The sequence below is a fragment of the Marinoscillum furvescens DSM 4134 genome, from assembly GCF_003386095.1.
Lineage (GTDB): Bacteria > Bacteroidota > Bacteroidia > Cytophagales > Cyclobacteriaceae > Marinoscillum > Marinoscillum furvescens.
This window is the reverse complement of sequence record NZ_QREG01000005.1, coordinates 173276-197397: the sequence shown is the minus strand read 5'-3', so window position 1 is coordinate 197397 and position 24122 is coordinate 173276. Positions and strand designations below refer to the sequence as shown.

General features: G+C 45.5%; 20 protein-coding genes. 5 read left to right on the top strand and 15 right to left on the bottom strand.

What is annotated here, in order from left to right; translation table 11 throughout:
- Positions 1–70: 70 nt before the first annotated feature.
- The 3 genes from C7460_RS07715 (at position 71) to C7460_RS07705 (ending at position 4316) form a co-directional block, all read left to right on the top strand.
- Positions 71–1090 (top strand): isoaspartyl peptidase/L-asparaginase family protein, encoded by a 1020-nt coding sequence (locus tag C7460_RS07715; protein WP_245986240.1) that lies wholly within the window; start codon positions 71–73, stop codon positions 1088–1090.
- Between the two features lie 57 nt (positions 1091–1147).
- Positions 1148–2773 (top strand): hypothetical protein, encoded by a 1626-nt coding sequence (locus C7460_RS07710; RefSeq protein ID WP_115867517.1) that lies wholly within the window; start codon positions 1148–1150, stop codon positions 2771–2773.
- A gap of 70 nt (positions 2774–2843) precedes the next feature.
- Complete coding sequence (locus tag C7460_RS07705; protein WP_115867516.1) at positions 2844–4316, top strand: M28 family metallopeptidase; 1473 nt, start codon at positions 2844–2846, stop codon at positions 4314–4316.
- 33 nt (positions 4317–4349) lie between these two features.
- On the opposite strand, the gene C7460_RS07700 is transcribed toward C7460_RS07705, so the two are convergent.
- The 3 genes from C7460_RS07700 to C7460_RS07690 form a co-directional block, all read right to left on the bottom strand.
- Positions 4350–4643 carry a GNAT family N-acetyltransferase gene (locus tag C7460_RS07700; RefSeq protein WP_170147928.1) on the bottom strand — a complete coding sequence of 98 codons (294 nt, stop codon included), beginning with the start codon at positions 4641–4643 and terminating at the stop codon, positions 4350–4352.
- 122 nt (positions 4644–4765) lie between these two features.
- Complete coding sequence (locus C7460_RS07695; protein WP_170147927.1) at positions 4766–5782, bottom strand: DUF4382 domain-containing protein; 1017 nt, start codon at positions 5780–5782, stop codon at positions 4766–4768.
- A 174-nt stretch (positions 5783–5956) separates the two neighbouring features.
- Positions 5957–13543 carry a lamin tail domain-containing protein gene (locus C7460_RS07690; RefSeq protein WP_115867513.1) on the bottom strand — a complete coding sequence of 2529 codons (7587 nt, stop codon included), beginning with the start codon at positions 13541–13543 and terminating at the stop codon, positions 5957–5959.
- 75 nt (positions 13544–13618) lie between these two features.
- Here C7460_RS07690 and C7460_RS07685 point away from each other — a divergent pair, with 75 nt between their 5' ends.
- On the top strand, positions 13619–14611 hold the full coding sequence (locus C7460_RS07685) for an aspartate-semialdehyde dehydrogenase (protein ID WP_115867512.1): 993 nt from the start codon (positions 13619–13621) through the stop codon (positions 14609–14611).
- 72 nt (positions 14612–14683) lie between these two features.
- Positions 14684–15880 (top strand): THUMP-like domain-containing protein, encoded by a 1197-nt coding sequence (locus tag C7460_RS07680; protein WP_115867511.1) that lies wholly within the window; start codon positions 14684–14686, stop codon positions 15878–15880.
- Here the strand turns inward: C7460_RS07680 and C7460_RS07675 are convergent.
- From C7460_RS07675 to C7460_RS07620, 12 genes are all read right to left on the bottom strand, one after another.
- Positions 15867–16460, bottom strand: a complete 594-nt coding sequence (locus tag C7460_RS07675; RefSeq protein ID WP_115867510.1) for a class I SAM-dependent methyltransferase — start codon at positions 16458–16460, stop codon at positions 15867–15869. The genes C7460_RS07680 and C7460_RS07675 overlap by 14 nt on opposite strands.
- A complete protein-coding gene (locus C7460_RS07670) occupies positions 16457–17257 on the bottom strand; it encodes a hypothetical protein (RefSeq protein ID WP_147302881.1) in 801 nt (266 codons plus the stop codon). The genes C7460_RS07675 and C7460_RS07670 overlap by 4 nt, the downstream gene beginning before the upstream one ends.
- Before the next feature lie 23 nt (positions 17258–17280).
- Positions 17281–18186, bottom strand: coding sequence for an ATP synthase F1 subunit gamma (gene atpG / locus C7460_RS07665; protein ID WP_115867508.1), 906 nt, complete (start codon positions 18184–18186; stop codon positions 17281–17283).
- Between the two features lie 15 nt (positions 18187–18201).
- Positions 18202–19776, bottom strand: coding sequence for a F0F1 ATP synthase subunit alpha (atpA, locus tag C7460_RS07660; RefSeq protein WP_115867507.1), 1575 nt, complete (start codon positions 19774–19776; stop codon positions 18202–18204).
- Between the two features lie 37 nt (positions 19777–19813).
- Entirely contained in the window at positions 19814–20359 is a 546-nt protein-coding gene (atpH, locus tag C7460_RS07655) for an ATP synthase F1 subunit delta (protein ID WP_115867506.1), read from the bottom strand.
- A gap of 4 nt (positions 20360–20363) precedes the next feature.
- On the bottom strand, positions 20364–20858 hold the full coding sequence (locus C7460_RS07650; protein ID WP_115867592.1) for a F0F1 ATP synthase subunit B: 495 nt from the start codon (positions 20856–20858) through the stop codon (positions 20364–20366).
- A gap of 78 nt (positions 20859–20936) precedes the next feature.
- On the bottom strand, positions 20937–21137 hold the full coding sequence (gene atpE / locus C7460_RS07645) for an ATP synthase F0 subunit C (RefSeq protein WP_115867505.1): 201 nt from the start codon (positions 21135–21137) through the stop codon (positions 20937–20939).
- 38 nt (positions 21138–21175) lie between these two features.
- Positions 21176–22216, bottom strand: a complete 1041-nt coding sequence (gene atpB / locus C7460_RS07640; RefSeq protein WP_115867504.1) for a F0F1 ATP synthase subunit A — start codon at positions 22214–22216, stop codon at positions 21176–21178.
- An 18-nt stretch (positions 22217–22234) separates the two neighbouring features.
- The gene (locus C7460_RS07635; RefSeq protein WP_115867503.1) at positions 22235–22603 is read right to left on the bottom strand and encodes a hypothetical protein; all 369 of its coding nucleotides are present in this window, start codon (positions 22601–22603) and stop codon (positions 22235–22237) included.
- On the bottom strand, positions 22600–22839 hold the full coding sequence (locus C7460_RS24520; RefSeq protein WP_115867502.1) for an AtpZ/AtpI family protein: 240 nt from the start codon (positions 22837–22839) through the stop codon (positions 22600–22602). The genes C7460_RS07635 and C7460_RS24520 overlap by 4 nt, the downstream gene beginning before the upstream one ends.
- Positions 22790–23212 (bottom strand): bactofilin family protein, encoded by a 423-nt coding sequence (locus C7460_RS07625; RefSeq protein ID WP_115867591.1) that lies wholly within the window; start codon positions 23210–23212, stop codon positions 22790–22792. Before C7460_RS07625 ends, C7460_RS24520 begins: the two co-directional genes overlap by 50 nt.
- A gap of 16 nt (positions 23213–23228) precedes the next feature.
- A complete protein-coding gene (locus C7460_RS07620) occupies positions 23229–24065 on the bottom strand; it encodes a M23 family metallopeptidase (RefSeq protein WP_245986239.1) in 837 nt (278 codons plus the stop codon).
- Positions 24066–24122 lie beyond the last annotated feature (57 nt).

Sequence of the window (24122 nt, the reverse complement as noted above, 5' to 3'; positions counted from 1 at the left end):
GATGTTTATATTTCCGGTGGTATTAAAAGCGCTAAAGTAACATAACCACCTCACATTTAAAACTATAAAAATGACACATCCAAAAATGACACATCACTTCAAAAACCTCATTTTCTCGTTGAGTGTGCTTACTATTCTGGTAGGATGCCAACAATCCGTAAACAAAGAAAATTCCCAGCCTGACCCCTCGCCCAAAGTAGCCATCGTCATACATGGAGGTGCCGGCACCATCTCCAGAGACAAGATGACCCCAGAAGCCGAAGCTGCGTATCGGGAGCAACTGCAGCTTGCACTTACTACGGGATACCAACTACTGGAAGCTGGCGAATCCAGCTGCAAAGCCATCCAGGAGGCTATCCTACTCATGGAAAACTCCCCGCTGTTTAATGCAGGAAAAGGAGCTGTCTTTACAGCCACAGGTGAAAATGAACTGGATGCCAGCATCATGCGAGGTAGTGACCTCAATGCCGGTGCTGTGGCGGGAGTAAAAACAATAAAAAACCCCATATTGGCAGCCAATGAAGTCATGCTCAACTCACCCCATGTGATGCTGGCACGTGAAGGAGCCGAAGCCTTTGCTGAAGAGCGTGGCCTGGAGCTGGTAGCCCCAGAATACTTCAAAACCGAACGACGAGCTAAACAGCTGGAAAAGATCATTCAAAAGGTAGAAAAGGAATTTGGTACGGTGGGTGCAGTAGCTGTGGACCAGGCTGGTAATATCTGTGCGGCTACTTCTACCGGAGGGATGACTAACAAGCGCTGGGGCAGAATAGGCGACTCACCGGTAATAGGAGCAGGAACCTATGCCAACAATGCCACCTGTGGAGTTTCTGGCACAGGCCATGGCGAATACTACATTCGGACGGCTGCCGCCCATGATGTGTCTGCACTGATGGAGTACAAAGGGCTCAGCGTAGAGGATGCTGCCCAGCAGGTAATGGACAAGCTCTCAGCTATGGATGCCAAAGGAGGACTGATAGCGCTAGATCGATACGGCAATGTGGCCATGCCTTTCAACACCAGCGGAATGTACCGAGGATACCTGGTAGAAGGGCGTGACCCGGTGGTTCAAATCTTCAAAAACGAATAAAACTAAACTTACTCGGGGGCATGGAAGTTAAAAGAGGTGATTCTCAATGATCCTTTCATGCCTCCAAACAAACCCATTAGAAACGGACTAGTCATCACAGGAATAGCCTTGCTGATCCTGGGTGTTACCTATATCGTTACCAACTATCTGGCACACCAGAAATTCCCAAAACTTTTTGGCGACAAGGTACAGGTTGCTTCGCTTGACTTAAACCTGCTCAAGCGAAGTGTACGCTTTCGACAGCCAACTCTAAACCTGGATACGGCACAGGCAGACACCTCAGTCAGTATCTATTCTCGAGCTAAGGAAATTTACATCACCGGATTTAGTGTTTGGAGCTTACTCTTTGACCATGAAGTGCATGTAAACAACATCGTATTTGACAGCCTGGCATTAGAAATAAAGCTCCCAAGCGAGCGCCCTACCAATCAGGAGCGAGAAGCTATTAACCTTTTTGTCAAGGAGGTATTCACCCGTATTGAAGTGGAAAACTTTGAGCTCAAAAACGCCCATATTCGGGCTTTTCACCATGGTAAAGCATCAGATTTTTTGCGAGTTTCCGGTTTAAATATTGGCGCCAGGAAGATTGTAGTAGATACGGGCACCATTGATCAGCTTTTTCCTATGGCTTTTGAGCAATCGACCATTACCATAGACAGTACCTACCTAAAACTCAACGAAAATTACACACTAACATCTGGAAAACTGGACGTACGTGATACGGCACTCGCCATAAAATCTCTTCATTTTAAACCCATCTGGTCCAAGGAGAAATTTGCCGAAAAACACCCCTATGAAAAAGCCAGGATTGATTTTTTTGTAGATAGCCTGCATGCTCAAAAGCTCCTCTGGGAACTACATAAAAATAAACGCACAGAGCTCTCTTCTAGCAAATTGCACCTTCACCAGCCGGTGCTAGAAGTATACAAAGACAAAAATCCTCCGCAAGGACCTCCCCACACCAAGCCACTACTTTCGGGCCTGCTACACAAGATCCCTCTTGCCTTTCGCTGCGATACCCTTACTGCTACAGATGGCTTCATTGCCTACGAGCAATACCCTGTAGCGCTACCTCGTAGTGGGCGCATCAGTTTTGAAAACCTGTATGTGAGCGCCTATCACATATCCAATGACACTGCGTACCTCCAACATCAGCCAACGCTTACTATTGATGTGCTTTCACAGTTTATGGGTGTGGGGAAGCTTACCACTCAAATAAACCTGGACATGAACTCAGCCTCCCAGCAATTTGGCGTTAGCGGTTCATTAGACGAAATGCCACTAAGCTACGTAAACCAGGTGCTCTCACCTCTGGTAGGCGTAAAAGCTAAAGGAGACCTCCGGTCCCTGGATTTTGACTTTAAAGGGGATGATTACAGCTCGTCAGGAGAGCTCTTTTTCCAATATGAAAACCTCAACATTACCGTTTTTGATAAAGAAAGGGATGAAAAATGGCTTCAGAGTATACTAGGTAATCTGGTAGTGAGAAATGAAAACCTTCCGTCAGAGTCTAATTACAAAACAGGAAACATCTATTTCATCCGTTACCAAAACAAAGATTTCTTTAACTACCTGTGGAACAGCCTCCGAGTAGGACTGATGGACATAGTGGTGCCGTTTTATACGAACCCCGATAAGGCCAACCCTCCAGAAGAAAGAAAAATAAAGGAGGACAACCACTGATCTAATATTTCTTGGTGATCGCCGATTCCGCCATTAGTTTAGGGCCCAAATTCAAAAAAACAGTATATACATGAAGAAGGTGATCATAGCGGCTCTAATGATGAGCTGCGGAGTAGCTTGGGCTCAAAAAGACAAAAAGCTTGTGGACAAGACCGTAAGCAAGCAGCGCATGGAGGCACATTTGAAGTTTCTCGCTTCGGATGCACTGAGAGGCAGAGACACCCCCTCTCAAGGCCTGGAAGTAGCCGCAGAATACCTGCGCACTCAGCTGGAATATTACGGTGTAAAACCATTTCCTGAATACCCGGACTATTTTCAGCCGGTGCCTTTCAAAAAGTATTACAAACCCGAGCGTGGAGCCCTTACTGGCACAGCAGATACCTTTCAGATTGAAAAAGATTTCCTTTTGCTAAAAGGATCTAACCTCAACTGGACAGGTGAGGTAGTAGTGTTGCCGTATGCCACTCAGGAAGAACTGGAAGAAGCGGATGTAGCTGGCAAGTTAGTAGTATGTACAGCCGGAGATGGCACTGACGAAAGCGTGAGAGCATGGTATGCCCTGGCGAAGGAAAAAAGGCTTTGGGCACAGGATGCTGGTGCTGCGGGGATTATCGAACTGTATCAGTCTCCTCAGATTCCATGGCCACTGCTGGTCAAGTACCTAAGTGGAGACAAGGTGATGCTCGATGAAGGAGAAGACGAAGACGAGTTTTTGACCATTTGGATGAGCAACGCCGAGCGAAAAGGCAGCAAGGCTTTTAGCACTGGAGATACGGTAACTTTGGAAATCGCCGGATCGAAAGTAGAAAAGTTTAACGGCCACAATATAGTAGGCTATGTGGAAGGGTCAGATAGTGAACTCAAAAGCCAGTATGTAGCCTTTACAGCACACTACGATCATGTGGGTGTAGGAGCGCCAGACAGCACAGGAGACAACATCTACAATGGCGCCAGAGACAATGCAGTAGGAACGGTAACGGTATTGGAAGCAGCGAAAAACCTCACCACCAAACCCACCAAACGTTCGTCGCTATTTGTGCTTTTTACCGCAGAAGAAAAAGGCCTGCTGGGTAGCAAATACTTTGTAGACAATAGCCCGCTCCCGCTCAACGAAATTGCATTTTGTTTTAACAGTGACAATGGTGGGTACAACAACACGTCGATGGCCACTGTAATCGGTCTGGACCGTACCACTGCGGAAGATCTGCTCATAAAAGCGATAGAAACCTACGGACTCACTCCTGGAGATGATGCCAACTACAAGGATCAAAACCTGTTTGACCGATCAGACAATGTGAGCTTTGCCTCTAAAGGCATACCTGCTCCGAGCTTTGGCATGGGGGTAGATGCTTTTGATGAAGACATCACCAGGACCTATCACCAGCCCGCAGATGAGTTTGAAACGCTGGACATGGACTACCTCTACACCTTTTATAGAGCCTACGTACTGGCAGGCAGACTCATAGGCAATATGAAAGAGACGCCATTCTGGGTAGAAGGGGATAAGTATTATGAAGCTGGCAAAGCTCTATACGAGAAATAAGCACTTATCCAATTAAGCTAACAAACACCCTGACTATAGCACCAGGTCGCTATGCTCAGGGTGTTTTTCTATATAGCTTTCTACAAAATCGCAAGTAGGCTTTACCTTTAGGTGCTGCTCTCTGGCAAAAGCCAAAGCAGCTTCTACAATCTGACTGGCTATCCCAAAACCCTGAGAATCGTCTGGCACCGTAGTGGATAGCAGGTCGAGATAGGAATCTCCGTGCCGGTCATAGTGCAGCTCTGCATTGCCACCTTTTACCTTGATGTAAAATATCTTACTCAGTATGTCGTGCTGAATTTTTAAGTTGTTCTTGATCTTGCTCATAGTTGGAGAACTGGTCTGTTGTTGTATTGTTGGCATAAATAAAACGCCCGATGAAAGATCACCGGGCGTTTGGATCTATAGCTTGGGCTGCGGCCCGAAGGCCTCACCTCTATTGGTTTCTATTATTGCAAACCAAGATATAGTGACACATTTGTACTAGAGTTGGCCTGTACATCCAATCCACTAAGTACAGCGTTCAATGCAGCATCTGCTGTAAGTTTCGCTTCGAGCGATCCTGAGAAAGAATACTCTTCCTCTTCTGGTGCGTCTTTGCTCTTCTCAAAAGAAGCTACCACAATTTCATATTCGGCATCTTCCATAAATGCAAGCGTAAACGTACCATCTTCTGCTACTACTGCACTGTTTACTGAGTTTTCAAACCTACTCTTCAGTCCTGCTTCACCGTCAGCATCTTCTTGCTCACTGGCTTCATAAGTACCTTCGGCATAAGCATATACTACTACTTTCGCTTTCTTGTTTTGCTCCTCCATTTTGGTTTTCATCTCATTGTAGTTTTCTACACTACCTTTGATGGTACCCGCGGAGTTTGCTTTTACAAGTCTCGCTGTAGTTCTCAGTTTGTACTCTCCTTCAGCTGAAGTTTCAGAAGTATTCTTAAACGCCTTTCTCAGGTCAATATCAGCTACAAGGTCAGTCTGGGCATCTGCATTGATTTCGAAATCACCCATCACCTGATACTCATTACTAGCAGAGCTGTTTCCTTCAATTTCAATTTCAGATTCTGTATTGTCTTTGAAAGTCACATATGCTGGCTTAGATTCGTCAAGTATGAATGAAATGCCAGAGTATGATCCAGCTTTCAGATCCAGACTTTGGAAGTTATAGGTCTCACCGTTTTGGTATGCCATCACATTTACTTCTTGAGTGGCGTCAAACATTACCGTGGCATCATTCGCGTTATCTACTCCATCAGCTTTGATACCTTTTACACTCATGTAAACGCCTGTTACATTCTCAGCGTCCACCGCAGCATCTGTCATGGCAACGTTTGCTGAACCACGCTCAGTTTGCTGATCGTCTGGCTCATTTACGTTTTCATCATCATTGCTACATGCACTAAAGGTTATGGCTGTTGCCATACCGAGAATTGCTAATAAATTAAATCTTGTCCTCTTCATAACATTCGTCATTTTTGATTCGCCCTCTATAAGCCAAGACTGATGCCAAAAACCGAAGAATTTCACTATGCACTGATTTACAGACACTTATATCTGTTCAGTTTTGCGTAATCACCATGCCCGGTGTGATCATTTTTGGAAAAGGCTTTTCAAAATGGGAAGGATGTGCAGGTCTTAATGCCCGACTACCACGGTTTCTTTAAGGTATTGTTGATTTCCGTTGCTATCATACAATTCAAAAAGCACCACATAGTAGCCCATTGGTGCTTTTCTTCCGGCATCATCGGTGCCATCCCAGCGCACAAAACCTTCCTGAGACAAAGAAATGCCTTGAGCTAGTTGATAAGTCACCTGGCCAGCTTGATTGTAGATAGTGATGTTTGCAAATTGACCAGGTTGAGACAGTTGGTAGGATATGGTAGCAAAGGAGGGAAAAGCCGGATTGGAACTGGCAGGAATGAACACTTTAGGTGTTACGGCAAGTTTGCCGCTGGCTACCTGCTGTCCTCGAGCCTGAGAGTTGGCATAGCCCGGGGTAGCAAAACCCACCGCTGACGAAGCTGAAGTCCAGTTGTTGGCATCCTGAGTAGGGTTTTCGAAATCCAGACGCTCCAGCGACACACCGTCCACGTCATCAAGCAAAGTCAAATGAAAATCTTCATCATATTCAAAAGCATCTTGTCGTATGCCTGCTCCGCTCACAATATGGATGTGCCCTGCTTCATTTGGCATAGCTGGTAGCTGGGTCTGTAGCAGACGCTTGCTAACCCGTGGTGGGTACTGGTTCTTTAAAGAAATGGTATCCTCTGTGAGCGCCACATAAGCATGAGGGCCAAGAAGGTAGTGAGTGGTAATAGTGGTCATCTCAGTGCCGTCATCCAATAGTCGCTCCAGATCCCAACCATAAAGATCCACATAGCTATCGCCTGTATTGTACAACTCTATAAAATCTACGCCCTCAGGTTTGGGGTTAAAAAGCAACTCACTGAGCCTGACCTGGCCTTCAGTAGCTACACCTGGTCGGATCAACGTAAACTCCAGTGGTTCATTCGTGTTGCCCAAACAATCTCTCAAACCAAAAATTCGAACTTCATACGGCAAGTTACGTTGCAGCGAGTCCTCCAAAAAGAGCGTTAGCTGAGTGCGATATTTATTCAGCTCCAACCTGGCAACTGATACATCAGGACTCAGATCCACTACCAGGTTGATAACACTGTTTACGGCCAGAGGCTCAGAAAACAAAACATGCAGCTCATTGGCAGTCACTACCCTAGCAGCTAGAACTTCGGGCCCAAAATTGTCTGGAACAGCCTCGGATACAGCATTGGCAAAAGCCGGCGTACCACCATTGGGATGAGTACTTGCTGTCCAGTTGATAGCCCCCGCGCAAACGTTGAGGGGATCTTTTATCTCCAGGCTAAAGCCACCATCAGCCTTTTCTTCTCCATACCATTCTTGATCAAATTCCACCTGATGAATGAGCTCTTCCCCAATAATGGCCAAAAAATCTCCACTATTCTTGATAGCAGCCCATCCACTCAGCCCTACCACGGCTCCCCCTTCGAAAAGCCCCACCGCAGCTTTGGGCACCAGGAGTACATAAGCTCCGGGCTCTACTGTAGCAGCCGGAAGCAAAACGGTGTCTGTTTCTACCACTAGCTGTAAGCCACCGAGTGATAGCAACCTATCTGAGGTGTTGAGCACTTCTACATATTCTGAAGGTGGCAACCCCACCAATGGCTCAGGATCTGCCATGATCTCCGTGATCACCAGCTCTCCAAAAGCTGGACGATCACCCAAGCCAACAGTGAATGAATTTAGCTCCATGCCATTGCCCGAACAGTCTTGTGGACCAGAGAGCGTAATGCTTACCTGCTCTCCACGTGCTACCGGCACAAACAAATGGGCCACCAGGGTATCTGCATAATACCCCAATACTTCGAATTGGTCCACAACCACTCCATCCAGTCGGCTCGACAACAGCGATAGACTGTCCATAGATTCACTAAACACAAAGCGCAAGGTGCTAGCATCCAACACCTCGAAGCTGACCACTTCCGGAGCCGTGGCATCAGGACCTATATGAAACACACTGTTTTGTGTACCAGGCGTACCGCCCAAAGCGTCAGTAGAAGAGGTCCAGTTTGCAGCTCCTTTGCAAGTACCAGCCGGGTTAATCAGTTCTAATGAATGGCCTCCTTCCTGAGCTTCGCTTGCATACCAGTCTGCACTGTAAATCACTTCGTCAATTTTAGCTCCAGCTGAAAAAAGCGTCAATTGCTCTCCTGCATTGGTCAGAGCAGGAAATCCTCTTACACCAAGTGCCGATCCAAATTCTATCAATTGCTGCGCTCCAGCTTCACTAGCGAGAGCAACATATCTTTCTGGTGGCAAAGTATACGCAGGCAAGCCGACCGTATCTCTTTCATCTGCAAACTCTACATCTTCCAAATCAAGGTAATAACTACTTGCGTTGTAGACTTCCACATACTCAACACCCGGCAGCCCATTCGGCGGTTCGGGATCAGCCATGATTTCCGTGATGATCAACTCACCCGACGCTGGGCTTTTGCCTACACTTAACTCCAGACCTATACTATCCAGCGCATTTCCAGTACAATCCAGAGGCCCGGAGATACTGAGTGTATAGGCTTCCCCCGGTGAGAATTGATCAGCCAAATGAAGGGTCAATCGCTCAGCTCCATCGTCAACAGTTCTTCGCTCCACTGGCAGCGCAAAATCCACGGATGCCTGCAGTAAGCTTGCGCTATCCATAGGTTCAGAAAAAACCAGCTCCACCGAACCATTCACAACTGACCAGCTGTTGAGCTGTGGCTTTTCTTCGTCTGGTCCCTCACGGAAAATTGAATTTTGATATCCAGGTGTACCTCCTGCTTCCGACTTACTCGCAGCCCAATTATAGGCAACCGGGCATGCATTGTTCATAGCGTTTCGTTCGAGGCTGTATCCACCATTTGCTTTAGACGCTTCACCATACCAGCTAGAAGAGTAGGCAACTTCATCTACCACTTCATCAAAAATGGTCGATAGCCTCAAGGTCTCACCATCATTGGCCAAAGAAGGCATATTTGCCAGGCCTAGTACATTCCCGGAGTTATATGCTGCCTGATTCGACTCATCAATCAGCAGCACATATTCACCAGCACCCAAACTATATGACGGTAATTTCAGAGTATCCAACTCATCCGAAAGCTTCAGCACACTCAGATCGAATGAAATAGTATCTGCATTGTACAGCTCCAGGTACTCAGCTTCGGGCAAACCTACAGCAGGGCTCGGGTCGGCCATTATTTCTGTAAAGAGCATACCACCAGGCGTTGGGAGGGTGGGTGGTTCATAGACAAATGAGGTAGTATCCTGAAGCAGGTAATTCCCTTTCAGGTCGGCCACCCGATCTACGATCAACTCATACGCTTTTCCTACTTCAAAAGAACCGTTTGGAAACGTAAGGTCAACCTTTTGGTCATTAGCCAGTGCCACCTCGATGGGTAAAGTGCCATCAACGGCATAATGATTTTTAGCCAATGCCGAAGACGCTTCCAGCGCTTCATCAAACGAAACCTGCAGCTTATCACCGTGTGCCGAACCCACCTCCTGTACGACTGGAGGGTGCGTATCTCGCTGCATTGTCACTGCTCCATCAGGCAACCTTCTTCCAAAGCGGTCCATCAGGTCAGTCCATACAATCTCAATAGGGGTATTCTCTGGCAAGCTATTCGCAAAGCTCAACTGAATCAGTGACGAATTTTCACCATCTAATTGCACAAATGCCAGGTCGTGAGATTCCACTTGAAAATGGGAACGGGATGCTGAATCAAAGGCTGTTTGAAACTGCAAAACCAGGGTTTGTTCATCAAGCAGCTGGTAGGTTTCAAAATACGTCTCAAACACAAATGAAAGGCTATCGTCTAAAGTGGCTCCATGAACAGCCTCCACCCCTGACGCACTAATAATCACATGCTCTCCCTGACTAAGTGGGAGTGATAAATAAACTGATGCCTGATATGAAGACACTTCTACAACACTGTCTACCGAACGGTCACAGTGAAGCAGAGGCGCATACCCGCTCTCCAGCGCATGGCTAAAGTCTACCGAGAGCTCACGATCCGACACAGCAGCAATACTGGTGATTTGAGGCGTGTAAGAGTCTACCCTATACTGTATGTTTTCAGATAGATTACCGGCCACATCGGAGATGTCGGTTGCAGAAAAGGATAGAGCTGTGTCATACGCCACAGCGGAAAAAGTGAGCAATACGCTGGTAGAGTCTGGCCCCAAAATTTTAGCCGCTACAGGATGGTCATTTCCGAGCTGATAGTGGCTTAATGCCAAAGACGAAGTGCGTGTGATCTGCTCATGAAAGACAATTAACAGCTCATCTGATCCCTGAAAATCAATACGAGCGATGGAAGGAGGAATTTTGTCGTAAACAAAATCGGTGCGTTTGGTAGACGATGCATTGCCGGACAAGTCTTCCTGGGATTTGATGGTGAGCCTCAGGTCTTTTTCCTGTTCAAATTGGTTTTCGAACCAGAGCTGAAAAGTTTTTTGATCAATGCTTTTTACCCGAATGGGACTAACACCTTCCAGCTCATATAAGGTGGTGGTGAGTGCTCGAAGCGTATCCAGTGGCTCATCCCAATAGAGCAACAATGTGGTATCACTTGCCACCACCATACTGTCAAGGTCTGGAGACCGGGTGTCGTATACAAAGTCCAGAGCCGGGGTAAGCATAGAATTTCCCGCTTGGGAGCGAATGCCTTTCATATAGAGCCGCTGACTTTTATTTGCGGTAAAGTTGGTTTCAAAACCTAGTATGACTGAACGATCATCTGTATTGGCTATGGATTCAGGGTGGCTACCATCAGCTAGCTGGAAATTGCTCTGACTAATCCGACTTGTATCAATAGCCTGGGTAAAGGAAAACGACAAGATATTGGCTGACACCACCCGCCAGTCAGCAATTGCCTCTTCAAAGCTAAACTCCATTCTGGCAGCATCTCCGACATTGCCAAGCGTATCCTCCAAACCGGTAACAAACAGCTCATAGGACTGCTCACTCAAGTCTGTGTGCAAAAGCAAATGCACCCGGTGCCTGGCCGAATCCTGAAGCGTGGCCTGATCAATGGCTATGGCAGCCAGGGAATAATTAGCCTCTTCTTCTGCTGAGGTGGCTTCCAATGGTTCATCAAATAACAGGGCAACTTCATTAGCAGCTATGGGGAAGGTCTCAAGTAATTGTGGCCCATCTATATCGTGAAAAAAAGTATATGTCTGACTACTCAACGAATTACCACGGCAATCCTGAACCGCACCGACCATCAAAGAGTAATACGCCCCTGACGTCAACTCCTCGGACAACCTGAGCTGATAGGTAGACATATCCAGTGAATCCAGCTCAGCAATTGAATACTCTTCCAACTCAAAATCCGCCAATTGGATAGATGCTGATGCCACCGGCTCATCAAAATATATCCTCAGGGTATCGGCTCCCAGCACATCTACATCTATTATTTGTGGACCTTGATGGTCATCATCATGTACTGAATTTTGAGCTCCGGGAGTACCTCCAGAACTGTGTATAGAAGCCGTCCAGTTTTGTACTCCAGAGCAGGGTTGTAACGGGTCAATGAGCTCCAGAGCATATCCTCCATTGGACTTTTCTGAGTTGCCGTACCAGTCGTCGGTGTACGAAACAGTATCTAATGTGATGCCAAATTGATCCTTGAGGCGAATCGTTTCACCACCGTTTGTTAGCGCATCAAATGCCATCACGCCCAAACTGTTGGTAAGGCCAAAGCCTGCCGAATCTTCCCTGTCTGTCAGCAGTAGGTAAGCGTTTGCAGCTACGACAAAAGAATCAAGCACTTTGTCATTTAAGGTGAAGCCTCCAACATTCACGCTATGGCTGTTGGGGTTGTAAAGCTCCACATACTCCGCGTCCGGCAAGCCTACTACGGGCGTTGGGTCTGCCATGATTTCAGTGATGAGCATACTCCGATAATCACTCGCAGTGCGCACCGCCACCCATGCACCAAGAGAATCCGGTTGGCTGTTGGCCAGCGCGTTGATCACACCTTCAATGGCAAGCGTATAATCGGTATTGTACAGCCTTTCCCATTCGAGCATTACAGATGAATCGCTAACAGTAGCAGCAATTGGCTGGCCTGCCTCAGACAGCTCGTAGTTAGTTAGCTCGCCGGCAGCAACAGTGTCCACTCCCTGATTAAAGTAGGCATTTATCTTGTTTTCACCAGCATAAGCTATTTGGCGCAATGCCAGATGTAAATAGCTGAACGTACCTTCACTGTTCTCCTGGAGGGTGTTTCCTTCCAGGTCTTGCAGGTTGTTTACCGCAAGCGTATGGTCTCCGTTTTCAAACTCCGAAAACATCAACAAAACAGATTTTCCATCTGGCTGCAACTCCGCAGAAAGAGGGGTTTCTGCAGCATCCAACTTGTAATTATCCTCTGCTTCGGCGAGCGATGCATTTAGCGTTTTATTAAAGGAAACCAACAAAGTGTTTTCAGACTTTGCCGATAGGGTGTCAAGCACCAGGGGTATCACAAACTGGAAGTCTTTAGCTCCTGAAAAAGTGCTATTTCCCTCGGCATTTTGAAGCCCGGAAATGGTGAGTTTATAGTTCACTCCTTCTGCTAACGCTCCCGCCAATTCGAGTTTTACTTGTTTTGGGTTTTCTGCAACTCGTACAGCTGTAGAAGGCGTTCCTATTCCTTGGTCTACAGTATACGTTGCCACATTTTCGGCCTCAGCCGTGCGCACCGTATCGTTAAATTCCAACAGCAGCTCCGAGTCGGATAAGGTCAGTATGGTATCTAATGTCAGTTCCCGGTATTGAAAATTTATGGTATCCGCCGACTGTCTGGTAAAAGCGTTTTTCAATACCAGTGAGTAGGTGGAGGTGCTTAAAGGTGTACTGCCATCCAGAGTGAGAAACACTCTGGCACTGTCATCAGCATCCCTTTGTGCCGAGTTTATTACCAACCCCTGAATCGCATAATTTGCTGTGTTTTCCGCATCATCTCTCGTCACAAATTGATTGAACTGGATGTCCAGTTGAGTACTGCTGATCACGCTAACGGAATCCACCCGGAGCTGATCCACCTGTACATCATCCAAAAAGAAGCTCTCTTTACGGGTTTTGGTGTGTTTCACTACCCAGCCAAAAGCTGCTGTGGTAGTGTGAGTAAGATCTGTTGTCGCTCCTTCGAATAGGTACTGGTAGCCGCCACTATGGTCTGCCCAGAGCTGCCACTCGCCCTCCGGTGAGCGGGTCACCTTTACTCTCACCTGGTCATCAAAAGGAGTAGTTCCGGTCAGGAGGACCGAACCATCCGTTTTTTTAAGGTTTAAGTAGTCGTCACCTGTCTGCCCCACCTCCAGGTAATACCCATCCGAGACACCTGTCAGGATAGCTTGAGTTGACATCAAGTAAATTTTTACCTGATTACTCCCTGAAGGCGCACTGCCATCGATCTGGAGAAAAAACTCCCAAACGGTATAATCCGCAAGAGTAGTGGGAGTGGACAAGTATATTTCTGAGCTGGCATCTGGTCCAGCAGAGTTCAGCGCCCCATTCGTTATCTGAAAAAAACTAGTTTCTCCATACCAAATGGGTGCTTCAGAAAAATTACCATCACTAAAGTCATCGCTGACTTGTGCTTTGCCGTAAATACCTAAAAAAAGGATAATAAGGTAAAGAGTGGTTCTTAAGCTCATCTTATATTAAATTCGCCGTTCATTAAAAATAGGAAAATAATAATCCGTTAATGTTCAATCTAAGTTAAAATCATTATGAAAATTGCTGTAGTAGGTGCTACTGGTCTTGTGGGCCAGGAGATGTTGAAAGTCATCGAGCAGCGCAATGTGCCGTTTGATGAATTGTTGTTGGTCGCTTCTGAGCGATCTGTGGGTAAGGAAATGACTTTCAAGGGTAAGACCTACAAGGTAATTTCACTTCAGGATGCGGTAGATCAAAAACCGGATATAGCATTATTTTCTGCGGGAGGAAGTACCTCTAAAGAATGGGCTCCGAAATTTGCCGAAAATGGCACCATCGTCATTGACAACTCTTCTGCATGGCGTATGGACCCTACCAAAAAACTGATCGTACCAGAAATCAACGGTCACGTGCTTCGTATTGACGATCGCATCATTGCCAACCCAAACTGCTCTACCATCCAAATGGTATTGGCGCTTGGGCCACTACATGAGCGTTACAAAATCAAGCGTGTGGTAGTATCTACCTACCAATCAGTAACTGGTTCTGGTAAAGGTGCTGTAGACCAAATGATGAACGAACGCGAAGGTAAAGATGGAGATATGGTGTATCCGCACAAAATCGACATGAACGTACTGCCGCACATCGATGTGTTTCAGGAAAACCTGTATACCAAAGAGGAGATGAAGATGGTCAACGAGACCGTGAAGATCTTTGGAGATGAAAATGTAAAGGTTACGGCTACTTGCGTGCGTATCCCAACGATGGGTGGCCACTCTGAGTCGGTAAACCTAGAATTTGAAGAAGAGTACGACCTGGAAGAGGTAACTTCAATTCTGTCTAAGGCTCCAGGTGTGATTGTAGAGGACGATCCTCACAACAATGTATACCCTATGCCGCTCAACTCACATGGTAAAGACGAGGTGTTCGTGGGTCGTATCCGCAGAGATGAGACTCAGCCCAAATCACTAAACATGTGGATCGTGGCTGACAACCTCAGAAAAGGTGCCGCTACGAATGCTGTACAAATTGCTGAATTTATGATGGAAAACAGTCTGGTATTTTAAAACCCGGCATTCCAACTAACAATAACACTGGCGGCTCGGAGGAAACTTCGAGCCGCTTTGTATTTTTACCCCATGAGTAGTCAGATTGAGTTTTTACAGCAAGCAGAAGTACAGGACTTCATTCAGCGCAATCTTGGTACGGACGCACACAAGCTACTCCTCAATCCTCCAGCAGCTTATAAAGCGCATATAGCACTTATTGTAGACCAGCTCATCAGCCGCAAAAAAGCCAGGTCAAAACTCTCTGACTGGTACGGAAATCCTCAACTAGTCATGCCCCCACCGCTTTCCTTAGAGCAGTGCTCCTCACCCGCTACGGCAAACTACAAGGCCAGCCTCATGCAAGGCACCAATCTCATTGACCTTACCGGAGGCATGGGTATCGACACGCTTCATTTGGCTGAAGCATTTGAGCAAACCACCTACGTGGAAAGAGATGAGTGGCTCTGTGAGGTTTTTCAACACAATAGCCAGCTGCTCACCTCCAAAGAGATATCAACAGCTCACACTACCGCAGAAAACTTTTTAGATGAACTCTCCGAAAAAGCGTCCTTCTTCATAGACCCAGCTCGACGCGATTTACAGAAAAAGCAGGTTTTTCATTTTGAAAACTGTACCCCTAACCTGCTGGAGCTTCTGCCACTATTTGAACAAAAGGCAGAGCAAGTACTCGTAAAGGCCGCGCCAATGATCGATATAACTTTAGGTATAGAGCAGCTACGCTTTGTTCATTCAGTGCATGTGGTAAGTGTAAAAAATGAAGTGAAGGAGGTCCTTTTTTTACTTGATTTTAAGAATACTCATTCCGCTCCGCAGATCCACTGTGTGAATTTAGGCTCCCAACACCCAATATTTTCATTTACTCAAAGTGCAGAACGCAACACCGATATTGAATATGCTCCCATCCATAAATACCTCTATGACCCTAATGCATCCATTCTAAAAGCAGGCGCTTTCAAGGCCATAGCGGCGCAATACTCCCTCCATAAACTGGCTCCCAACACACATCTATATACTTCTGATGAACAGCTTGTCAGTTTTCCCGGAAGGATTTTTGAAGTTACGGCAAGTAACATAACCAAGAAAAATATTCGACAGTTGCTGCCCGATAGCAAAGCCAATGTACTCACGAAAAACTATCCACAAAAGCCAGAAGAGCTAAAGAAGAAGTTGAAAATCAAAGACGGAGGCTCTTCATTTATAATCGGATATAGTGATCAGGAAAACAAGCCCAAATTAGTCTTGACCAACAGAGTTAACGTTTCTTAAAGCGGCTATAGAAAATCCACCCCTGAAAGAAGCTTTTATCATCAATTAGCTGAAACCCTTGCGCTGACAACAACCGCTTAAAAGGTAGAAGTTTCCGACCGCTCACACCAGCTGTATATTTAAAAAACAGGTACATCACGTTTATCAGTGCATTATGCCAACCTGTAGAGCGTTGAAAATCTATAATGTGGAGTATTCCCTCAGGCAGTAAAGCATTCTCGATTTTTGCTGTTACGCGCTGTAATTCTTGCTTTGAAAAGCAGTCCAGAAAAAACGGACAGTAGATTGCATCGAATTTGGTTTCGGTGTGCCACTTTAGGAAATCAGTTTGTACAAACCGAACATTTGAATGGCCTTTTTTCTGAGCTAATGCAATCATTTTGGCTGAAGCCTCCAGATAAGTTATTTGAGCAACTTCAGGTAAATGTTCTAAAATTTGTCCACTGCCACCACCTAATATGAGCACATGCTCCGCAGTAGCGAGATGCTTTACAGGCTCTAACTGAACATTTGTCCATTTCGGTCCAAAGACCAGTCTGGCCAAACGATCGTAAAAAACGGCCACCCGATCAAAACTCATAGCAGTAACAGAAAGCCTGGCAGGTAAAAGACTCCATCTCCCAGCGTTCGGTAACGTTCATTCTGGTTGAAAAACTTTGGAGATAAGTAAATAACAAGCAGCACTGCAGTCATGACTAAATATAGCCATTGCAATTGATCGCCATTTGTGATAACACCCCTGACAGAGGTCACCACCAGCGCCGCACTCAAACCCCATATCAAGACTGTTATTTTGGTTTTTCCAAGCCTAAGCACCAATGAGTTGAAGCCATCAGACTTATCAGTATTTTGATCAAAAAATGAAAAGATGAGTAGGTTTAAGAAAGCGACTCCTGCTAGTTGTATTACTGGTAAGATGGGGAACCCCTGAGAGCTCAAACTGAATGGAGCCAGATAGACACCTAACGCGTATACCATAGCCACCAGCACCTCCTTTACCCATAGCCCTCTCACAAGATACACCGCCAAGAGATAGCCAATACAACACGCTGCCAGTAAGGCACCATTTCGTATGATGACACCTTCCAGGAAATAGATATTCACCAAACTAAGACATAGCACAGTGGCCCCAATAACGATTAGCGAGGAATAATACCGCAAATGAAACCTGTGACGACCAGTAGATGGGCTGCTCACCGATCGTGCATCGATCAGGTGATCGGCAGTATAGATAAGCCAAATGGCAGCTCCAAGTGCAAAATACACGTGACCAGTCAGTGCTACCTGAAAGTACTTTTCCAGAAAGGCCAAAAAAAAGATGGCTCCCAGGACTATGTCCAATGAGAGCCATCTAAAATATTTATAGAAATGATCCATTAGCAGATCATCAGTTGTCCGTATTATCCGCCTTGCGCAAGAGCTTCTGCTCCACCCACAATTTCCAAAATCTCTTTGGTAATCGCTGCCTGACGCGTACGGTTGTAAGTCAGTCTAAGCTCTTTCAGGAGCTCTCCTGCATTGTCTGTAGCCTGATCCATGGCTGTCATTCTTGCACCTTGCTCTGATGCATTAGACTCGAGCAAAGTTTTGTAAAACTGTATCTTAAGTGATTTAGGTACAATTTCACTGAAAATGAACGCCTGGTTCGGTTCGTAGATATAATCCTCAGAAGCGTTGTTTGTGGACTCTTCTTCCTGCTCCTCAGCACTATCGTTTTGAATTGGTAAAAACTGCTCTGCTACGGCAATTTGTGTAGCGACATTTTTAAATTCATTGTAAACGATCTCTACTTGATCATAAACACCTTCTACGAAGCTTTCCATTGCGAACTCAGCAGCCTCCATGGCTGTTTCGAAGTTCAAATCAGAAAACAACTCAGCATAGGTATCCACGATATTGTATCCTCGTTTGCTGAAGTGATCATATCCCTTTTTACCGACTGGCATAATAAAAAGGTTCCCCGCAGCTTCTACATCTGCGTACTTCTCTGCTATTACTGCCTTGGCTTTCTTAAAGATACTACTGTTGAAGGCTCCACAAAGCCCTCTGTCAGATGTAACTACCACTAGCAACACCTTTTGAGTATCTCTAACTTCTGCGTAAGGATTGTCAATCTGCTCGCTATCTACTCCTGCAGACACGTTACCAATGATCGACGAAAGCTTTTGAGAGTAAGGTCTCATCTGCGTGATGCGGTCCTGAGCTCTACGGAGCTTAGCAGCCGCCACCATTTTCATCGCTTTGGTGATCTGCTGAGTCGATGTTACCGACTGAATTCTTCCTTTTACTTCCTTAAGGTTCGCCATTTGGTCTTATGCTTATTAGTATCGGCTTGCGATATCTTTTGCTACTTCTGCTACTTTGCTAGTAGCTGCTTCGTCGAGCTTACCAGCTTTGAAGGTATCCAGTACATCTTTGTGAGAAGTTCTCAATGCAGTCAAGAACTCCTGCTCAAATTCCTTAACCTTAGTTTCTGGAACCTTGTCAAGGAAGCCTTTAGTAGAAGCATAGATGATTGCTACTTGCTCTTCTACTGGTGAAGGAGAGTACTGAGGTTGTTTCAATATTTCCTGGTTTCTTCTACCTCTATCGATAGTACGTTTAGTAGCAGCATCCAGGTCAGAACCAAACTTAGCAAATGCTTCTAGTTCACGGAACTGAGCCTGATCTAGCTTCAAAGTACCTGATACTTTCTTCATGGATTTGATCTGAGCAGATCCACCCACACGTGATACCGAGATACCTACGTTGATCGCAGGACGGATACCAGAGTTGAAGAGGTTTGTCTCCAAGAAGATCTGACCATCTGTAATCGAAATTACGTTGGTAGGGATGTATGCAGACACATCACCCGCTTGCGTTTCAATGATAGGAAGGGCAGTCAATGAACCACCACCTTTTACTTTTCCTTTCAGAGAATCTGGAAGGTCGTTCATTTGTGATGCGATCTCATCATTGTTGATCACTTTCGCCGCACGCTCAAGAAGTCTTGAGTGCAAGTAGAATACATCACCAGGGTAAGCCTCACGTCCTGGAGGTCTTCTCAGAAGTAGAGAAACTTCACGGTAGGATACTGCTTGCTTAGAGAGATCATCATATACTACAAGCGCAGGACGACCTGTATCACGGAAGTACTCACCGATAGCAGCACCAGCAAATGGCGCAAAGAACTGCATAGGTGCAGGATCAGAAGCTGCTGCACTTACAATGGTTGTGTAAGCCATAGCACCGGCTTTTTCCAATGCTGCCTGGATACCAGCTACAGTAGAAGCTTTTTGTCCTACAGCTACGTAGATACAGTAAACAGCTTCACCTCTGTCGTAAAATTCTTTTTGGTTGATGATGGTATCGATAGCCACGGCAGTCTTACCTGTCTGACGGTCACCAATGATCAACTCACGCTGGCCTCTACCCACAGGAATCATCGAGTCAATCGCTTTGATACCAGTCTGGAGTGGCTCACTTACAGGCTCTCTGTAGATTACACCAGGAGCTTTACGCTCGATAGGCATTTCGAATAGTTCGCCTTCAATAGCACCTTTACCGTCGATAGGGTTACCAAGGGTATCCACCACACGGCCACTCATGCCATCACCCACTTTGATAGAGGCGATTTTATCAGTTCTTTTTACAGTGTCTCCTTCTTTTACACCTGTAGAATCTCCAAGGAGTACCGCACCTACGTTATCTTCTTCTAGGTTGAGTACCATAGCACGGAGGCCATTCTCAAACTCTAAAAGCTCACCAGCTTGTGCTTTAGTCAAACCATAGATACGTGCCACACCGTCACCTACCTGGAGTACTGTTCCTACTTCCTCCAGTTCAGCCTGGGATTTAGAGTTGGAGAGCTGCTCTCTTAGGATCGCTGAAACTTCATCAGGACGAACATCTGCCATAGTCTTATACTTTTGTTGCCTTTACAGGCGGTTTTGATTAAATCGTTTCTTTTTGGAATTTCAATTGGAGATCTCTTAGTTGACCTCTGACGCTTTCATCTATTTGTTGGTCGCCCAACTGTAAGGTGTATCCACCTACCAGCTCCGGGTTCACTTTTTCGGTCAGCAAAGGTTTCTTGCCAGTGATTTCCGTCACCAGCTTTTCGAAAGCCGCCTTCAGTTCTGCATCCAGTGCTACTGCTGTAGTCACTTGTGCTTCCTGATAGCCCATCTTCTTATTGTACAGAGAGATGAATGCTTTGGCGATTTCGGGTAAAAATTTTGCCCGGTTTTTCTTGGTCACGATATCCAGAAATGTAGCCGTCAGCTCATTTACCTTGCCATCAAATATCTTCTTGAGAATTTCTGACTTCTGAAGGTTTTGGATAATCGGACTCTTTAGCATGAGCAGAAAGTCATGGCTGCTCTCACACAAAGTGCTAAAACTTGCCATATCTTCCTTCACAGCGTCGGTGACTTTACGCTCCTCTGCCAGCTCCAAAAGGGGCGTGGCATATCTGACCGCTATTCTAGAAATCGACATTCGCTTAGTTTACTTTTACTTCTTTCAAAAACTTGTCGATCAGGTCTTTTTGAGACTTATCGTCAGACAGTTTTTCTCTCAATAGTTTTTCCGCTACCTCCAGTGAAAGCTCAGCTACGAGGTTTTTCACTTCTGCCAGGGCTGCTTTCTTTTCAGACTCGATGCTCGACTTAGCGTCAGCAATCATTTTGTCTGCAATAGCCGCAGTTTCGTTTTTGGCATCTTCTTTTATCTTATTAGCAACTTCGGTGGCATCCTTGAGCATCTTATCTCGCTCAGCGCGTGCCTCCTGAAGCAGATATTCATTGTCTGCCTTTACTTGCTCCATTTCTTCTTTGGCCAGCTCTGCTGCTCTCAAAGAATCTTCTATCTGGCTCTCACGAGCTTTTAGAGCACTTGCAATCGGCTTCCATACGAATCCGGCAAGAATAAGAAATACAATCAGGAAGACTAGTGTCTGCCAAAATAATAGTCCGATACCAGGGGTTACTAATTCCACTTTCGTTTCTTTTTTTAAAGTCAAAATAAGACCTGGTTCTGATGCCTAATGCAAACAGAACCAGATCAATTAGATGAATTAAGCTCCGATGGACATAAATCCAATAACAGCTGCGAAAAGTGCTACACCTTCAATCAAGGCTGCAGCGATAATCATTGCTGTTTGGATTTTTCCAGCAGCTTCTGGTTGTCTTGCAATACTCTCAGTAGCACTTTTACCGATCATTCCGATTCCAAGTCCTGCTCCTAGTACTGCTAAACCTGCTCCAATTGCTCCCATGTCAATATTCGTTTATATGGTTATAAAAAAAGATTCAATTAATGATGCTCCTCCACTGCCTGACCAAAGTACATGGCAGTAAGTAGCGTAAATACATAAGCCTGAAGAAGTGCCACAAATAGCTCCAGCATGTTCATCACTGTAGCGAAAATTGTAGCGCCGATACCCACCGCTATACTCTGTGCGATGAAGGTCAGACTCAAAATACTCAAGATGATGATGTGACCTGCCGTAATGTTGGCAAAGAGACGTACCATCAATGAGAAAGGCTTCGTGAATATCCCAATGATTTCAATTGGCCATAAGATTATGTAAAGAGGAAACTTAGCGATCCATGGCATGCTATTGCCAAGAGGATCAAAAATGTGTCCCCAGTAGTTTTTGTTTCCAGACACTAGCGTAATCAGCAAACTAAAGATTGCCAGGACAAGTGTCACTGCAATGTTCCCTGTAAGGTTGGCAGCAGCAGGCAACAGCCCTAGCAGGTTTCCAAACCAAATGAAAAAGAACAGGGTAAGTAGGTAAGGTAAGTATTTTTCGTACTTAGGCCCGATGTTAGGCTTTACGATTTCGTCTCTTACGTAAATGATGATGGGCTCAAAAAACGATTGAATCCCTTTAGGAGCTTTGCCAGCGTTTTTCTTATAACCTCTAGCCACAGCCATGAAGATCATGATCATTACCAGAGCGTTGATAAACAGAAAGAGGACGTTTTTGGTAATGGAAAAATCCAAAACATGCTCGCCGCTAGCCAATGAAATGTGCTCGTGATCCATCACATATCCATTGTAAGGCACCACGTTGTGATCTTCATCATAAAAGTTTGCAGATGAAAATACATCAAGACCTTTTTCTTCAGAATACACGATCACCGGAAGATGCACTACCACTCCGTGCATGATTTCCCAGGAGTGAGCATCCATAATGTGGTGATTGATCATTGCGCTAGGGTCAAAGTCCCCTTCTTCACCACCACCGCCAGCAGCCTTTACAGGAGCAACTGCAAGCAACAAAACGAGTGTAAATAAGCTACTGAATTTCAAAAACTTAGACAATGTATTGCGTTGGTTAAATTCCATTGATATCGGGTTCACTCCTCAATTCCGCCGCAAGTTAGGCAATACGGCAAATAATTCAAAGACCAAATAGGTCAAGTAAAGCCCCACAAACTGGATCATGAGTGCTTTCATATCATCTAATTTCATCACGAAGAGTACCGCGAGGAAAAAAAAGCCCGTAAGAAGCCGGAAAGTAATCGCCCCAAGCGCGTAGATGGGTGTCTGCCAATTGTCCTTTTCGGCCTGGGCAAACACCCAGGAAACGATCAATGACTGAATGAAAAAGAAGCCGACAATAGTCGGGAACTTTGCGTGAAGAAACCCTTCCAGCCACAAGTCATTGGCCAGGTAGTAGAGCGCCAGGCAGCACACAGTGAGCAAGGCAGAAAGGATGAGGTATTTTTTCAATTGACAAACTTTTTAAGAAGGTAGTAGATCGTAGCAGCTACCGAAAAAAAAATGGAGGCTATCAGAAACCAGGGGATTCCGCCTCCAAACTTTTTATCCAGCAAGTAGCCTATGCCTATAATTCCCAGGTTTAGCGTAAGCAGCTCAAACGTAATACTCGAGAGCCTGGCTAGTGTATTTTCTGGTTTAGGACTGGGCTTTGAGGAGTGGTTTTTCTTCTCCGTCTGCTTTGCCAATTTTTATCTCTTTACTTTTTACACCCATTTTACAGCTTCCATTAAAAGTAGCTCCAGATTCTACGATAAGCTTGTTCGTGATGATGTCTCCATCTATGATAGCTGTAGGCTTGAGCACCAATACTTCCGTCACTTCCAGTGTACCGGAGATATGTCCAGCTACTTCGGCATTTTGTGCGAGCACACTACCCTCCACTTGCGAAGAGCTCCCAAATGCAGCTTTCGATTTCGTTTTGATGTTACCCATCACTTTTCCCTCGATGCGAAGATTGCCAAAGGTCTCGAGGTTTCCTTCTACGATGGTTCCTTTACCGATTATGTTGCTAGAGTTGCTCAATTCTTCTGCTACTTTCTGTTCCTGTTTATTAAACATGGGTTTGGTCATTAGTTTATAAGGCTACATACTCTTCAGGGTTTACCGGATTTCCGTTGTGCCACAGCTCAAAATGAAGGTGTGGACCGGAAGTCAGCTCCCCAGTATTGCCAATGATGGCTATGATTTCACCACCACTCACAAAATTACCAACGTTTTTCAACAATTCCGAATTGTGCTTGTAGACCGAAATAAGATTACCTCTATGCTGTACACCTATCACATAACCTCCATCTAAGGTCCAGGATGAAAAAATAACCACTCCATCTGTCGCACATTTCACCGGTTCGTTTTCTTTTGCTACGATATCCACACCATAATGATCGCGTTTGGGATTGAAGCCATCCGTCACAATTCCCTCAATAGGTGTAAATAAAAAAAGCTCTTTAAACTCTCCCGATCCAGAAGTCTTGTAGGACAAAACTCCCACTTCCTGCTGCTCAAATTCAGCTCGAAACTGTGAGTCAATGGGATGAATGCTTTCGCCCAAAGCAGCATCGGCACTTGACATCTCTGTAGACGGCCGATCATCTCCCATGAGCTGAAGTGCCTCCACGTCCCCACCTATGATTCGTTGAATATTGGCTACGTAGCGATCCTTTTCAGCTACCTCATGCTCCAAAGAATCAATTTTCAAGGTGAGATCTACGAGTTGGCGGTTAGACTGCATCATTACATAACGTGGATCTAGCCACTGGTCCAAAACTACAGTCACCAGATACACAGAAAGCCCGAGGGTAATGACAAAGGCCAGCGTCAGGAGTAGAATGACGCGTGCATAGTTGAAACTAATCGTTTTTTTCTCTGCAAAATTTTCCTCATTACGGATAATGAGCAGGTATCGATTAGTCAACCAATTAGATAATGTCTTTTTTGGTGTCAAATGCGCTGATTTTTGTAAGTGTCAAAT

What these genes read in the sequence shown, in the direction of transcription:
- C7460_RS07715 (WP_245986240.1), top strand. Translation starts at nt 71, where the DNA reads ATGACACATCCAAAAATGACACATCACTTCAAAAACCTCATTTTCTCG.
- C7460_RS07710 (WP_115867517.1), top strand. Translation starts at nt 1,148, where the DNA reads ATGCCTCCAAACAAACCCATTAGAAACGGACTAGTCATCACAGGAATA.
- C7460_RS07705 (WP_115867516.1), top strand. Translation starts at nt 2,844, where the DNA reads ATGAAGAAGGTGATCATAGCGGCTCTAATGATGAGCTGCGGAGTAGCT.
- C7460_RS07700 (WP_170147928.1), bottom strand. Translation starts at nt 4,643, where the DNA reads ATGAGCAAGATCAAGAACAACTTAAAAATTCAGCACGACATACTGAGT.
- C7460_RS07695 (WP_170147927.1), bottom strand. Translation starts at nt 5,782, where the DNA reads ATGAAGAGGACAAGATTTAATTTATTAGCAATTCTCGGTATGGCAACA.
- C7460_RS07690 (WP_115867513.1), bottom strand. Translation starts at nt 13,543, where the DNA reads ATGAGCTTAAGAACCACTCTTTACCTTATTATCCTTTTTTTAGGTATT.
- C7460_RS07685 (WP_115867512.1), top strand. Translation starts at nt 13,619, where the DNA reads ATGAAAATTGCTGTAGTAGGTGCTACTGGTCTTGTGGGCCAGGAGATG.
- C7460_RS07680 (WP_115867511.1), top strand. Translation starts at nt 14,684, where the DNA reads ATGAGTAGTCAGATTGAGTTTTTACAGCAAGCAGAAGTACAGGACTTC.
- C7460_RS07675 (WP_115867510.1), bottom strand. Translation starts at nt 16,460, where the DNA reads ATGAGTTTTGATCGGGTGGCCGTTTTTTACGATCGTTTGGCCAGACTG.
- C7460_RS07670 (WP_147302881.1), bottom strand. Translation starts at nt 17,257, where the DNA reads ATGGATCATTTCTATAAATATTTTAGATGGCTCTCATTGGACATAGTC.
- atpG (WP_115867508.1), bottom strand. Translation starts at nt 18,186, where the DNA reads ATGGCGAACCTTAAGGAAGTAAAAGGAAGAATTCAGTCGGTAACATCG.
- atpA (WP_115867507.1), bottom strand. Translation starts at nt 19,776, where the DNA reads ATGGCAGATGTTCGTCCTGATGAAGTTTCAGCGATCCTAAGAGAGCAG.
- atpH (WP_115867506.1), bottom strand. Translation starts at nt 20,359, where the DNA reads ATGTCGATTTCTAGAATAGCGGTCAGATATGCCACGCCCCTTTTGGAG.
- atpE (WP_115867505.1), bottom strand. Translation starts at nt 21,137, where the DNA reads ATGGGAGCAATTGGAGCAGGTTTAGCAGTACTAGGAGCAGGACTTGGA.
- atpB (WP_115867504.1), bottom strand. Translation starts at nt 22,216, where the DNA reads ATGGAATTTAACCAACGCAATACATTGTCTAAGTTTTTGAAATTCAGT.
- C7460_RS07625 (WP_115867591.1), bottom strand. Translation starts at nt 23,212, where the DNA reads ATGTTTAATAAACAGGAACAGAAAGTAGCAGAAGAATTGAGCAACTCT.